Annotated in this window: 10 protein-coding genes and 1 tRNA gene; 10 read left to right on the top strand and 1 reads right to left on the bottom strand. The window is 68.9% G+C overall.

Translation table 11 applies throughout. From position 1 onward, the window contains the following. Positions 1 to 118: 118 nt before the first annotated feature. The 7 genes from tmk (at position 119) to ACFVXC_RS06375 (ending at position 10347) form a co-directional block, all read left to right on the top strand. Positions 119 to 3265, top strand: a complete 3147-nt coding sequence (gene tmk, locus ACFVXC_RS06405) for a dTMP kinase (RefSeq protein WP_389902068.1) — start codon at positions 119 to 121, stop codon at positions 3263 to 3265. Positions 3266 to 3374: 109 nt separating this feature from the next. Further along, positions 3375 to 4580: a DNA polymerase III subunit delta' gene (locus ACFVXC_RS06400; RefSeq protein ID WP_389902065.1), complete on the top strand. Its 1206-nt coding sequence runs from the start codon at positions 3375 to 3377 to the stop codon at positions 4578 to 4580. Positions 4581 to 4686: 106 nt separating this feature from the next. Then, a complete protein-coding gene (locus tag ACFVXC_RS06395; RefSeq protein ID WP_389902062.1) occupies positions 4687 to 6234 on the top strand; it encodes an alpha/beta hydrolase in 1548 nt (515 codons plus the stop codon). Between the two features lie 191 nt (positions 6235 to 6425). After that, positions 6426 to 6499: transfer RNA gene (locus ACFVXC_RS06390), tRNA-Thr, on the top strand. Positions 6500 to 7191: 692 nt separating this feature from the next. After that, entirely contained in the window at positions 7192 to 8328 is a 1137-nt protein-coding gene (locus ACFVXC_RS06385) for a hypothetical protein (RefSeq protein WP_389902060.1), read from the top strand. Continuing rightward, entirely contained in the window at positions 8325 to 9656 is a 1332-nt protein-coding gene (locus tag ACFVXC_RS06380) for a hypothetical protein (RefSeq protein WP_389902057.1), read from the top strand. Before ACFVXC_RS06385 ends, ACFVXC_RS06380 begins: the two co-directional genes overlap by 4 nt. A gap of 133 nt (positions 9657 to 9789) precedes the next feature. Further along, positions 9790 to 10347, top strand: coding sequence for a hypothetical protein (locus ACFVXC_RS06375; RefSeq protein ID WP_389902056.1), 558 nt, complete (start codon positions 9790 to 9792; stop codon positions 10345 to 10347). 174 nt (positions 10348 to 10521) lie between these two features. Here the strand turns inward: ACFVXC_RS06375 and ACFVXC_RS06370 are convergent, their stop codons facing one another. Continuing rightward, positions 10522 to 10686, bottom strand: coding sequence for a hypothetical protein (locus ACFVXC_RS06370; protein ID WP_389902053.1), 165 nt, complete (start codon positions 10684 to 10686; stop codon positions 10522 to 10524). 42 nt (positions 10687 to 10728) lie between these two features. Between ACFVXC_RS06370 and ACFVXC_RS06365 the strand changes: the two genes are divergently transcribed. From ACFVXC_RS06365 to ACFVXC_RS06355, 3 genes are all read left to right on the top strand, one after another. Then, positions 10729 to 11097: a hypothetical protein gene (locus ACFVXC_RS06365; protein WP_389902051.1), complete on the top strand. Its 369-nt coding sequence runs from the start codon at positions 10729 to 10731 to the stop codon at positions 11095 to 11097. Between the two features lie 597 nt (positions 11098 to 11694). Next, the gene (locus ACFVXC_RS06360; protein ID WP_389902049.1) at positions 11695 to 12081 is read left to right on the top strand and encodes a hypothetical protein; all 387 of its coding nucleotides are present in this window, start codon (positions 11695 to 11697) and stop codon (positions 12079 to 12081) included. 106 nt (positions 12082 to 12187) lie between these two features. After that, complete coding sequence (locus ACFVXC_RS06355) at positions 12188 to 13264, top strand: LacI family DNA-binding transcriptional regulator (RefSeq protein WP_389902046.1); 1077 nt, start codon at positions 12188 to 12190, stop codon at positions 13262 to 13264. Position 13265 lies beyond the last annotated feature (1 nt).

Raw genomic sequence — 13265 nt, 5'->3', positions numbered from 1 at the left:
GGCGGCGTGCGCGTTCTGTACGTCTTTCTGTGCGGCGCTGTGAATGTGTGAACCGAAGGGGCGCCCGTTTGTTCGGGCGCCCCTTCGGGGTGTCGCACCGTCCAGATAGGCTGGACGGATGACGCGTGCCGAGCAGCCAACGGTCGGAAACCCGACCCCCGACGACGCCCTGGTCGCAGATTCGCGAGAGCGTGCTGTCCGCGCCCTGCTGCGCGTGCCGCAGCTGAAGCGCCTCTGGAGCGCCCAGCTCGTCGGCGGTGTCGGCGACGCCCTCGCCCTCCTTGTCCTCGTGGTGCTCGCGCTGCAAGCGGCCATCGCCGAGGGGGCGTTCGGGGGCGGTTATCGAGGGGTGGCGTTCGCCGTCACCGCTGTCTTCGGGGCACGCGTTCTCGCGACGCTGCTCTTCGGAGCGGTACTTCTGGGACCTCTGAGCTCGATCACGTCACCGGACGGGCCGCTCGACCGGCGCTGGACGATGGTCGTGGCGGATGGTCTGCGGGCCGCGCTGCTTGTCGTCGCGCCGCTGTGGATCGACTGGACGCCGGACAACGCGCTCGCGGTACTGCTCGTCACCGCCTTCGTGATCGGAGTCGCCGAGCGCTTCTGGACGGTCTGCCGGGAGAGCGCGGCCCCCGCGCTGCTGCCCGCGCCGCCCCTGGAGGGCGCGACGGTGCGGCCGCTGCCGGACCACATGGACGCACTGCGGCGCCTGTCGCTGCGTACGGGATTCGTGGCGCTGCCCATCGCGGCCGCCGCGCTCGTCGCCGTCACGCTGGTCGGCAACCTCCTGGGAGCCGGGCTCGACTGGTTCGAGCTGCACCAGGCGGGGCTCGGCTCGTTCGTCGCCGCCGGCCTCTTCGCTGCCTCCCTCTCGATCGTCTACTTCCTCGAACTTCCCGCCACGCAGACGCCACGCGCGCGTAGCCCCCTCGAAGGGCTGCGCAGGCCGCGCACCGGCAGCGGCACCGACAAGGGCCGCACCGGCGCGATCCCGCTGCTCATCGCCGCCTGCGCCGCGGTCGCCGGAGCCGTCGCCGCCGCTGTGGCGGTCGCCGTGCTGCACGCCAAGGACCTCGACGGCGGGCCCGTCACGTACGGCCTCGTCGTCCTCGCGCTGACCGGCGGCACCGCCTTCGGTATCCGCACCGCACCGTCCCTGCTGCCCACGCTCCCGCGCCGCCGGCTGCTCGCGCTCGCGATCGCCCTCACCGGCGTGGCGCTGCTCGCCGCAGGTCTCGTGCCCGACGTGACGACCGTGCTGCTGCTCCTGGTGCTCACCGGGGTGGGCGCGGGCATCGCCGCGCACACCGGGCACGCGCTGCTCGACCAGGAGGTCGAGGACTACCGCAGGGCGCGCACGACGGAACATCTCCAGGCGGTCGTACGCCTCTTCATCGCGCTCGGCGCGCTCGTCGCCCCCGTGGTCGCGGCGGCGATCGGCCCGCACCGCTTCGTCAACGGCAAGTTCGTGTTCGACCACGGAGGCGCCGCCTTCACGCTGATGCTGGTGGGCGCGCTGCTCCTGCCGGTGGCCGCGCTGGTCCTCGCCAAGATCGACGACCGGCAGGGCGTGCCGCTGCGGCACGACCTCCGGGACGCGCTGCGCGGCGGCGACGACCCCGTGCAGGGGATCGCGACCGCGGGATTCTTCATCGCCCTGGAGGGCGGCGACGGCGCGGGCAAGTCGACGCAGGCCGAGGCGCTCGCCGAGTGGATCCGGGCCAAGGGCCACGAGGTCGTCGTGACGCGCGAGCCGGGTGCCACGCCGGTCGGCAAGCGGCTGCGGTCGATCCTGCTCGACGTGTCGTCGGCCGGCCTCTCGCACCGCGCCGAGGCACTTCTGTACGCGGCCGACCGCGCCGAGCACGTCGACACGGTCGTACGTCCCGCTCTTGAGCGCGGCGCCGTCGTCATCTCCGACCGGTACATCGACTCGTCCGTGGCGTATCAGGGTGCGGGGCGCGATCTGTCCCCGACCGAGATCGCCCGCATCTCCCGGTGGGCGACGGCGGGGCTCGTGCCGCATCTGACGGTGCTGCTCGACGTCTCCCCGGAAGCGGCAAGGGAGCGGTTCACCGAGGCACCCGACCGTCTGGAGTCGGAGCCCGCCGAGTTCCACGCGCGCGTGCGCTCCGGTTTCCTGACGCTGGCCGCGGCCGACCCGGGGCGGTATCTGGTGGTCGACGCCGCCCAGGAGCCGGAGGCGGTCACGACCGTGGCCCGGCGCCGGCTCGACCTGATGCTGCCGCTCTCCGAGGCCGAGGTGAAGGCGCAGGAGGAGGCCCGCAAGGCAGCCGAGGAAGAGGCGCGCCGCAAGGCCGAGGAGGAAGCCGCGCGCAAGGCCGAGGAGGAGCGGGTCGAGCGCGAGCGCCAGGAGCAGCTCGCCAAGCTCCGCGCCGAGGAGGAGGAGCGCAAGCGCCGCGAGCTGGAGGAGGCGCAGCGCCGCGAGGCCGAGCGCCAGGCGGAGGAGGCCAGGCAGCGCGCCGAGGAGGCCAAGCGCCGGGCCGAGGAGGAGCAGGCACGCCTGCTCGCCGAGGAGAAGGTGCGGGCGGCGGAGGAGGCGCGGCGCCACCGCGAGGCGGAGGAAGAGGCGCGGCTGCGGGCCGAGGCCGAGGCGCGGCGGGTCGAGAAGCAGCGCAAGGCAGAGGAGGCGCTGCTGCGGGCCGAGGAGGCGCGGCGGTTGGCTGCTGCTTCGGCGGCGGCTGCGGCTGCTGCTTCGACGGCTACGAGTGCTTCGACTGCTTCGCCTTCTTCGACGGGGGCTGCTTCCCCTACGGATTCCCCTTCGGATTCGCCTTCGGCCTCTTCGGATTCCCCTTCGGACGCCGTGCCGGACAACGAGACGACGGTGCCCACGCCCATCGTGAAGCCCGACGCGGCTCGGGCTTCCGCCGCGGACGAGACGGCGGTGCTGCCCGCGGTGCGGGACGCGTCCGGCTCGGACGAGACCGAGGTGCTGCCGCAGCCGCCGGTGCCGGGGGCTGCCGACGAGACGGCTGTGCTGCCTGCTGTGCAGGAGGAGAAGGTGCCGCCGGGGTACTTCCGCGACGAGCGGCCCAAGGCCGAGCCTTCGGGCGGCGGTGGGAACGACCGGACCCGTGAGCTGCCTCAGGTCGATGAGCAGGGGCAGCCTCGCCAGCGTCCTCGCTCCGACTGGGCGGAGGAGACTCCGCTGGACGATCTGCCCACGCTGGCGGACGAGTTGCTGGGCGGGCGGGACGAGGACGAGGACGGCCGGGGCGGTCGGGGGCGGAACAGGCGCTGAGCCTCGCCGGACGGGCGGCCCGCGTTGTCAGTGGTGTGCTCCACAATGAACTCGACAGCGTGACGAGCGACGTGTGCGACGCAGGTGTGCAGGGCGGAGGCGGTGACCGATGACCGTATGGGACGACCTGGTGGGCCAGGAGCGGGTGAGTGAGCAGCTCGGCGCCGCCGCTCGGGACGCCGACGCGCTGGTCACCGCCGTGGCCACGGGCGCTCCGCGGCCCGAGGCGTCGAAGATGACGCACGCCTGGCTGTTCACCGGACCGCCAGGCTCCGGGCGGTCCACCGCCGCCCGCTCCTTCGCCGCCGCGCTCCAGTGCACCAGCCCGGACCGCGCGCTCGGGGGCTCCCCCGGCTGTGGTTTCTGCGACGGATGCCACACCAGCCTGGTCGGCACGCACGCCGACGTCGAAGTGGTGCGTACGGACCTGTTGTCCATCGGCGTCAAGGAGACCCGCGAGCTGGTCAGGCGGGCCCAGTTGTCGCCCGCGGGCGGCCGCTGGCAGGTCATCGTCCTGGAGGACGCCGACCGCCTCACCGAGGGCGCGGGCAACGTCCTCCTGAAGGCCGTGGAAGAGCCCGCCCCCCGCACCGTATGGCTGCTCTGCGCGCCCTCCCTTGAGGACGTGCTGCCCACGATCCGCTCCCGCTGCCGCCACCTGACACTGCGTACGCCTCCGGTGGACGCCGTCGCGGACGTGCTCATCCGGCGCGACGGCATCGAGCCGGACGTCGCCGCGGCCGCCGCGCGCGCCACCCAGGGGCACATCGGCCGCGCCCGCCGCCTCGCGACCGACCCGAGGGCGCGAGAGCGCCGCGCCGCCGTGCTCAAGCTGCCGATGCGGGTGGCTGAGATCGGCGGCTGCCTGAAGGCCGCGCAGGAGCTGATCGACACGGCCGGCGACGACGCGAAGCAGGTCGCGGAGGAGGTCGACGTCAAGGAGACCGACGACCTGAAGGCGGCTCTCGGCGCGGAGAAGGGCGGCCGGATGCCGCGCGGCACGGCGGGCGTCATGAAGGAACTTGAGGACCGGCAGAAGCGCCGGAGGACCCGCACCCAGCGCGACAGCCTCGACCTCGCACTCATCGAACTGACCGGTGTCTACCGCGACGTGCTCACCCTGCAGCTCGGCTCCCGCGTGGCGCTGGCCAACACGGAGGTGCTCGACATGCTGGAGCGCCTGGCGCGCGGCGCCTCGCCGGAGTCGACGCTGCGCCGCATCGAGGCGATCGGAGCCTGCCGCATCGCACTGGACCGGAACGTGGCGCCGCTGCTCGCGGTGGAGGCGATGACGGTGGCGCTGCGGGCGGGCTAGGCGCGCGGCGCGCAGGCCTCCGGCAGGAGGGTTGACCGAGTCACCCGTAAGGGCACTCAAGGGCACATTGCGTCACCGGGTCATCGCATAGCGTTAGGCTCGCGTGATGCGCATCAGAGGACTTCGCACGCCCGCGACCGCGTTCCTGGCCGCCGGACTGCTCATCTCCGGCTGCTCCGCCGGGAGCACGACGGAGGACGTGTCCATGGCCGCGCTGCCCCGCGCGACCCCGGCCGAGCTGGCCCCGTACTACGGACAGAAGCTGAACTGGCGCGAGTGCGGCGTCCCCGGCTTCGAGTGCTCCACGATGAAGGCACCCCTGGACTACGCGAAGCCGGACGGTCAGGCCATCAAGCTCGCCGTCTCCCGGAAGAAGGCCACAGGACCCGGCAAGCGCCTGGGATCGCTCCTGGTCAACCCGGGCGGCCCCGGCGGCTCGGCGATCGGCTACCTCCAGACGTACGCGGCCCTCGGGTACCCCGAGAAGGTCCGTGCCCAGTACGACATGGCCGCGGTCGACCCGCGTGGTGTGGCCCGCAGCGAGCCCGTCACCTGCCTCGACGGCAAGCAGATGGACGCGTACACGCAGACGGACATCACACCGGACGACCAGCGCGAGACCACCGAACTCTCGGACTCCTTCAAGAAGTTCGCGGCGGGCTGCGAGAAGCATTCCGCCGAGGTGCTGCCGCATGTCTCCACGGTCGAGGCGGCCCGTGACATGGACATCCTGCGCGCGGCGCTCGGCGACGAGAAGCTGACCTACGTGGGCGCTTCGTACGGCACGTTCCTGGGAGCGACGTACGCCGGGCTCTACCCCGACCGTGTCGGCCGCCTCGTCCTGGACGGCGCGATGGACCCGTCCCTGCCGGCCCGCCGGATGAACCGTGACCAGACGGAGGGCTTCGAGACGGCGTTCCAGTCGTTCGCGAAGGACTGCGTGGGCCGGGCGGAATGCCCCCTGGGCACGGAGAGCGAGGCGGACGCGGGCAAGCGCCTCAAGTCGCTCTTCGGCGACCTGGACCGCACGCCGATCCCCGCCGGCGACTCCGACGGCCGCAAGCTGGGCGAGGCGCTCGCCACGACGGGTGTGATCGCCGCGATGTACGACGAGGCGGCCTGGTCCCAACTGCGCTCGGCACTGACCGCCGCGATCAAGGAGAAGGACGGCGCGGGCCTCCTCGCCCTCTCCGACAGCTACTACGAGCGCGACGGCGACGGAACGTACGCGAACCTCATGTTCGCCAACGCCGCTGTGAACTGCCTGGACCTGCCCCCCGCCTTCACCGACGCGGCCGAGGTGAAGAAGTCGCTCCCGGACTTCGAGAAGGCCTCCCCGGTCTTCGGCGAGGGCCTGGCCTGGGCCTCGCTGAACTGCGCGTACTGGCCGCAGAAGGCGACGGGGGAGGCGCACCGCATCAAGGCGGACGGCGCGGCCCCGATCGTCGTGGTCGGCACCACACGCGACCCGGCCACCCCCTACCGCTGGGCCGAGTCCCTGGCCGACCAGCTCTCCTCCGGCAAGCTGCTCACGTACGAGGGAGACGGGCATACGGCGTACGGCCGAGGCAGCAAGTGCGTGGACTCGGCGATCAACGCGTACCTGCTGGAGGGCAAGGCCCCGGACGACGGAAAGCGCTGCTCACAGGGGTGACGCGGGCTCGGGTGCTTCGTGCAACGGGGCTGCTCACGGGGGTGACGCGGGCTCGGGTGCTCGGTACAACGGGGCTGCTCACAGGGGTGACGCGGGCCCCGGTGCTCCGCACACCGGGCGTGTACGGAGCACCCCCGGAAACTGTGTAGACTTGGCGTCGCTGCTGATCGCACCATAGGTGCGGGACGCGTGCCGCCTTAGCTCAGATGGCCAGAGCAACGCACTCGTAATGCGTAGGTCTCGGGTTCGAATCCCGAAGGCGGCTCTGTGGAAGCCCCAGGACTCACTCGCCGTGACCTGGGGCTTTTGCTTTTTCCGGGGTCGTTTGGCGCATGTGGCGGCTAGGGCCCCGATGCCTGTGCGTGAGCGATGCGTGAGCGGAGCGCCTCCGGAGGTCAGGAACGGACCGGGGCCGGTCCGCGGGTATCCCTTCCCCGAATCGATGGCATGTCCCTTGCCCTGGTTCCATCCGGGGTCGACGCCAGAGCGGCCGTGGGCCGTGGTGACGCTGCCCGTGCCGCGGGTGGGGAGCGGGTCGGCAGTCAGGCCAGCTGACAGTGGTTCTGGTGGCACGTGCGCGCGAATCGGCGGGCTATATAAAGATGTGGGCGTCCTCATGCCCCATGAGAACACCAATACAAGTAACTCCCTTGTGCAGCAAGCGCGTTGCGGCGACATTGGGTGGCATCCGACCGTCCTCGTCCGTCTCGGAGCATCGATGCATCCCACCCGTCGTTTTACCTCACGGAGTCCTGTGAGCGGCATCGTTCCGATGTGTGCCGCTCGGCCCCGCGCCACGCGGCCCGTCGCATGTCACGGGGGGCAGGGGTGAGCGTGGGGGGATCCGGGATCCCGCGGCTGCAGGACCTGGCGTACATAGAGGTCGCCATCGGTCAGGTAGCCAATGGGGCGTCGTTCGAGCAGGTCCGACGGGCCTTGGTCCAAAGAGCGGCGGATGTGGCGCGCGAGAGCGACACAGACGGCTCCTACTCTCCGCACAAGTGGGAGCGGGCGAAGGCGGACATCAAGAAGCACGTCCACAACACCGTAGATGTCCTCAAGGAGCTCATGCGGCTGGGGTGGGTGGAGCGACATATCCTACCCTCCGGCCCCAACTCTGCTTTCGCCCACGCCAGTTCCACGTTCACGCTCACTCAGGCCGGTGAGGGCTGGGCTCAGCTCATTGCTGCAGACCGCCGAACGGCCTACAACGCCCTCACCGGCGTGCTGATCGCAACCCACCCGCAGTTCGAAGGATTCCTACGTCTGGTCGGAGCCCGGCCGGACAGCGATGCCGCCCATCTCACGGTCCCGTTGCTGAAGTTCAACGCCATGGAGTATCGGACCAATGGCGCCTATCTCGAGGACTTCGTCCGGTTCGCCGCGGATGCCGCGCTGCGCGGTTCTCTCGGTTGGACCGCAGAGCCCGAAGTCATCAGCGGAAGTGTCCGCAAGTATGTCCGGCGGTTCGAGGAGAGGGCGCAGGCTCGACAGAAGGCGATTAGCCGCAAGCAGTTCGCCGTCACCTGCGAGGAGGCTATGACTCGTGTCGCCTTCAGTGCTGCGGGCTGCAAGATGGACTACATCAGTCACGAGCTGCTGCGCAGGTGGACACGGTTTCTCGGTCTGGCCAACTTTAGTTACTACGCCCCGGGACCACCAGCTTTGAGGCTTTGGTCGACCGCCACGGTGACGGGCAGCGGCGACAGCGTAGAGATCAGCCGTCGCGTCGGAAAGGACGTCCGGCGGGCCGCTCTCGACGGCACTTGGGCAGTTTGGCGCGATCAGCGCGCCGATGGGGCTGGGGGCATGTACCTGCCCGTCTGGCAGCTACGAGCCGCGGTCTGCTGGAAACAGCGGATCAGCGATGACGAGTTCGATCGGGCGCTTCGGGAAGCGCTGGCCGGTGAGCACGAGGGCCTCGGCCTGAGCATCCACCTCGATCAGGCATCGCTGCGGGTCGCTCCCGCCTCGACCAAGCCGCTTGTCATCCCCAACGCGAGTGGCCTCCGCCGGGTGTTCAACGTCATCAGCATCGCACCGGACGTCGCCACCGAGACCACCGACATCACCAAGGAGACCCGAAACCGATGACCATCGTCCCCCGCACAGCGGGCCCCGTCTGGCTGAAGAAGCAGTGGGGGCTGCGTAACAACCCCTTCCCGACCACCGGAATCGCCCGACTCGGTGGCAGCGACGAGCGCGAGAACGGACTCCTCTACGAGCCGGATGTAAATGCGGACAAACTCCAGGAGACCATCGAGAAATTCGTGCTGGGCGCGGCATTCTCGGGCCTTCGGTTCGGCTATCTGTGGTCGACCGGCACCGGGCCGGGAGACTCGGACGCTCGCGGCTTTGGCAAGTCCGTGCTGATGCAGCATCTCACCGGGAGCCTTAACGAGGACTTCGGCCGTACGGCCTATCTCAGTTGCGGGCTCGATGAGGAGGACGCCGACGAGGCGCCGATCTGTGGGCTGCTGACCAGCTTCGACACCGCCCAGATCCGCTCCCTCAGCGCGGCTCTCTTCACTGCCGTCGAATACGCGACCGACTTCCGGGTGAATGATGGGGACCTCACCCTTGCCCAGCGCCTGCGGCGGGCGCTCGTAGCGCGAACCGCGGCCGAAGATCCGCAAACGTTGGCAAAATTCGTCATCGATGAACACCGGGATCTGCGGGGCCGCACCCTTGGGCCGCCCGACGACAAGCTCATCCTCGCCCTGTGTGACGCCGACCCCTCCGTGGCGAGGGATTACGTCGACAAGGTCAAGCCCGCCTCCCGGACTCGCAACGGATCGGTGTATCTCGCCACGTTCCTCCTCTTCGCGGCGGCTGCCGGAATGAAGCACGTGCTGCTCTGCTGCGACCAACTGGAGGACCTCGCGAGCACCACTACGGCCAAGGCCAAACGCGACTTGGAGACGGAGCGCTTTCGCGACATCATCCTCGAGACGCTGCCCATGGCCGACATGCTCAGCGTCGTGGTGACCATGCATCCGCGGGCTGCTCTCACCATCGGCACGGCGTGGGAACTCGCGGACCTCCCGACCTTTGAGATTTCCGAAGCTAACAAGCACCGGATCGTGGTGTTGCCGGCTCTGCGGGATCTCCCCTCGGCCGTCAAACTCCTCACCAAATACCTCGACGCGGCTCGGAAGAAGACTGACCGGGCGTCCGCCGACGTCCACCCCTTCACCCCCGCCGCTGTGGCGGCGCTGTTCAACCGGTCGAACCGGAAGCCGCGCGATGTGCTGCGCAAGGCGCACGGTCTTATCGAGGCCGCTTCGGGCGACAACCTGGAGATTATCGACGAGCAAGCGATTGCCCGCTATCTCGACGCGGTCGGACCCGACACCGAAGAAGACATCGGTCCCGTCGTGGCCGCTTCGGTGACGACATCGCCGGATTGGAGCGAAGGGTGAGTTCCAGCCTCGTCGAAACCGAAGGGGAGGCATGAGTTTGGGCGTCTGCCGCCTATGTGGGTCTCCTTTGGCTCCGTGGGAGAAGGGGCGCTGCGGATGCGGCGGGCCGCGAAGGTTGGGCAATGCAGAAATCATGTACGCGATTGCCTGTTCCGTTCCCGCGCCTGTCCACGTCCTGGACTTCGTGCGTCTGGCAGAGCGTGACTACGGCCGCAAACTGGGGAGGTCGACGGCGAACGCCGTTCTCTCACCCGACCGGCGCTTTTGCTGGGCCGGCAGCGGGTTGTACGCCCTGTACAGGCATGGCCCACTACCAGGCCCGCGGAATCTCGAAGAGGCCAGTCGCCTTGTCCTCATCGCCGCGGACCGGCCCTTGACGATCGACGCGATGGACTATTGCCTCAAACAGCTCGGCTACCGGTATAACGTCGGCTCCCTCCGGAACGCGATCAGCCGCTCAGCGGTGATCCACTGGCAGCGGGACGGTCAGTGGGCCCACGCTCGCGGTGACGAGGTTGAACGGGAGTTGCGTCGCCAGATACCGGTCGTTCCAGAGAGGCAGCAGGATGCATGGACGGTCATGCGCGACGCCCTGGCACGTCGGATTCGAGAACTCATCGCCCAACGCACTGAGCGGCTGAGAGACCTCAGCAACCTCAACCGATTCGGTCTCGACTGGAATGAGAGCTGAGGATGTGCAGCTGCCTGCGTATGCGTAGGTCTCGGGTTCAAATTCCGAAGGCGGCTCTGCGGAAGTCCCAGGTCACATAGCCTGTGACCTGGCGCCTTCTGTTGCTCGGGGTATGACGCGTCGCACGGTCGGGGTGCCGTGAGATTGCTTGCCTGAGCGGAGCCGCTCAGGGACCTACCTCTCGGGCTTCCGGCGCTTGGCCTTCTTGGCGTGCTTGGCCTGGGCTTTCGCGTTGGTCGTCGGCTTACCGCCCTTGGCCTTGCCGGTCGAAGCTGCTCCTGGACGTGGATCACTGCTGGGCCCTGGAATGCCGAACCAGTAGTGAGGGAGGTTGAACAAGGTTCATCGAAATTCACGTATTTCATCCCGGAGGGCTGGGACTTGGCCGACGCCGATCATCGGTTGCCTGCAGCCTTCGAGGCCGCGCGCCCAGAGATCGCCGAACATCTTGGTCGGCTGGAGGAGGGGAAACGGAATACCGGGGGAAAGCTCGATCAGGCCATCGACGTGATGGCTGTGATGATCCTTGCGACTGGCGACCCGTACGGCGTCTACGAGGAAGTACGACGTCTGCTCAGCCCCGCCCGTTACAATCACACGGCTCCCAGCAGCGCGGCATGTGCGCCGGGCTGGACCGCCCCGGATAAGGCTGGCTTCAAGGCGATCCTGTGCCGCGAGGCGCCTCTTGGTGGGCCTGCTCTGGAGTTCGCTGCCAGTCATCGGTGTTGGCGAGCCTTGCCTTCCGCGTGAGCGCTGCGTGAGCGGACAGTGCGACACGAGACGGACTGAGTGGCATGCGATTCCCGGCCGCGCCTCTCTGATCAGGGGAAACGGGACCTGGCGGCACCGTTCAACATCACCCGAGACGATCTTGCTGGCCTCGTTATGCGTAGGTCTCGGGCTCGAGTCCGAAGGCGGTTCGGATTAACTCCAGGACTCACTCCCCGTGACCTGGGGTTTTTTCCTGCCGGGATGTGGTGGGGGCGGAACTATGTGGAAGCACAACCAGGGTTCGATGCCCGCTCTTTGGTGCCGGACATAGCTTCAGAGGTGCCGGGATGACCTCCGGCATACGCAGACTGAAGGGCAAGAATGATGACGCGAATGCTTGTCAGCACCTTCGCCGTGGTGGCCTTGGCCGCTTCGGGATCTAACCCCTGATCTCCTGCCAAGGGGCGGCCCTCCTTCTTGAGAGGCCGCCCCGTTGGCCGTCGGAGGGCGGCTGGCGGCGCTGTGGACGCCCGAGGACTCACCTGCCGTGACTTGGGGCTTCTACTTGTGCGTGGTGGTGGTGAACGTTCCGTTTGTTGAACCGGGCGTGCTGGGCTTGCGTCTCCCCTGTTGATCGTGACTACACGTACAGGAGAGCGGACCGTGACCGACAAGGACGTCGAGCAGAACGATGAGCGGGATTACGGGCCTGGGCCCTGGTGGGAGGATCTCGGGGCGTGGGGGGCCGTCGGGCTGATCGTCTTTGGGGGACTCGCGGCCGTGTGGGTCTTTTTCCGGCTGCCCGGTACCCCGCAAGAGATGGCGATGGGCTACTACCAGGCCGCCAAGGTCGTCGCCATCGGCCTGGTGATCGCGGGAACCGCCTTGCTGGGCCGTCGTCGTACCGGGGCCGACGCCACCGAGAAGACGGACGAGGCAGCGGGCGGGGCAGCGGGCGGGGTGGCGGATGAGGCAGCGGGCGGGGTGGCGGATGAGGCGGCGGGCGAGGCGGAGCGCGCCTGACTCCGTCGGCCGGTGAGCGACGTCGCGAGGTATTGGGCCCCCTTGTACCGGCGTTCGGCCGCTAACGTGTTCTGCGTCCGGTGAACTGCGCGAATCGGAGACGGTGTTGACGGAACGGTCGAACGGACGTCGCGCCACACTTGAGGACGTAGCGCAGCGGGCAGGGCTGTCGAAGTCCACCGTGTCCCGTGTGATCAACGGGGAGCCCCGAGTGCGGGCCACGGTCGCGGATCGTATCCGACAGGCCGTGGACGAGCTCGGATACATACCCAACCAGGCCGCCCGAAGCCTGGTCACGCGCCGCAACAACGCTGTCGCCGTCGTGGTCACAGAACCGCAGAACCGGCTCTTCGTGGACCCGTATTTCGACTGCCTGCTTCGCGGTATCCGACAGGAGCTCGTCCTGCGAGGGGCGCAACCGGTGCTGTTGTTCATCGAGGAGCCGGACGACTATCCGCGCGTCGGGAACTTCCTGGGTGGCGGCCACGTCGACGGCGCCCTGCTGTTCTCGCTGCGCACCGACGACCCGTTGCCCGCCATGGTCGAGCGCATGGGCCTGCCCGCCGTCTTCGGCGGTCGGGCGGGCGCTGACTCCGGCCGTCGCGGTCACAGTCACGGTCACGGTCACGGTCACGGTCACATGTACGTTGATGCTGACAACCGTGGCGGAGCCAGGGAAGCCGTCCGGCATCTCGTGGGGATGGGACGCCGGCGTATCGGGACCGTCACCGGCCCGCTCGACCAGGCCTCCGCGATCGACCGCCTCGACGGCTACCGGGACGTACTCCCCGACTCCCCGCCCCAACTCATCGCCGAGGGCGACTTCACACTGCGGGGTGGCGCCGATGCCATCGCCGTGCTCCTCGACCGGTGCCCGGACCTGGACGCGGTCTTCGTCGCCTCGGACCTCATGGCCGTCGGTGCTCTGCGCCTGCTGCGAGAACGTGGGCGCCGCGTACCCGAGGATGTCGCAGTCGTCGGCTTCGACGACCTCGCGACCATCGCCGAAGTGACGGAACCGTCGCTGACCACGGTGCACCAGGACATTGAGGGCATGGGGCGACTGATGGCACAGCTGTTGTTCGAGTCGACGGCATCGGGTGAGCGCGTGGGGCGAGACTGTGGCCTTCCGTTGTCCTCGGTGGTCACTCCGGTACGACTGGTGGTGCGGGAGTCGGCCTGAT

Source organism: Streptomyces sp. NPDC058257 (genome assembly GCF_042881845.1).
In the GTDB taxonomy this organism is placed as follows: domain Bacteria; phylum Actinomycetota; class Actinomycetes; order Streptomycetales; family Streptomycetaceae; genus Streptomyces.
This window is presented reverse-complemented; position numbering and strand designations above follow the sequence as displayed.

Bases quoted from the DNA above. Each gene is read 5' to 3' on its own strand.
- tmk (WP_389902068.1), top strand. From the start codon at position 119: ATGACGCGTGCCGAGCAGCCAACGGTCGGAAACCCGACCCCCGACGAC.
- ACFVXC_RS06380 (WP_389902057.1), top strand. From the start codon at position 8,325: ATGACCATCGTCCCCCGCACAGCGGGCCCCGTCTGGCTGAAGAAGCAG.
- ACFVXC_RS06395 (WP_389902062.1), top strand. From the start codon at position 4,687: ATGCGCATCAGAGGACTTCGCACGCCCGCGACCGCGTTCCTGGCCGCC.
- ACFVXC_RS06375 (WP_389902056.1), top strand. From the start codon at position 9,790: ATGTACGCGATTGCCTGTTCCGTTCCCGCGCCTGTCCACGTCCTGGAC.
- ACFVXC_RS06400 (WP_389902065.1), top strand. From the start codon at position 3,375: ATGACCGTATGGGACGACCTGGTGGGCCAGGAGCGGGTGAGTGAGCAG.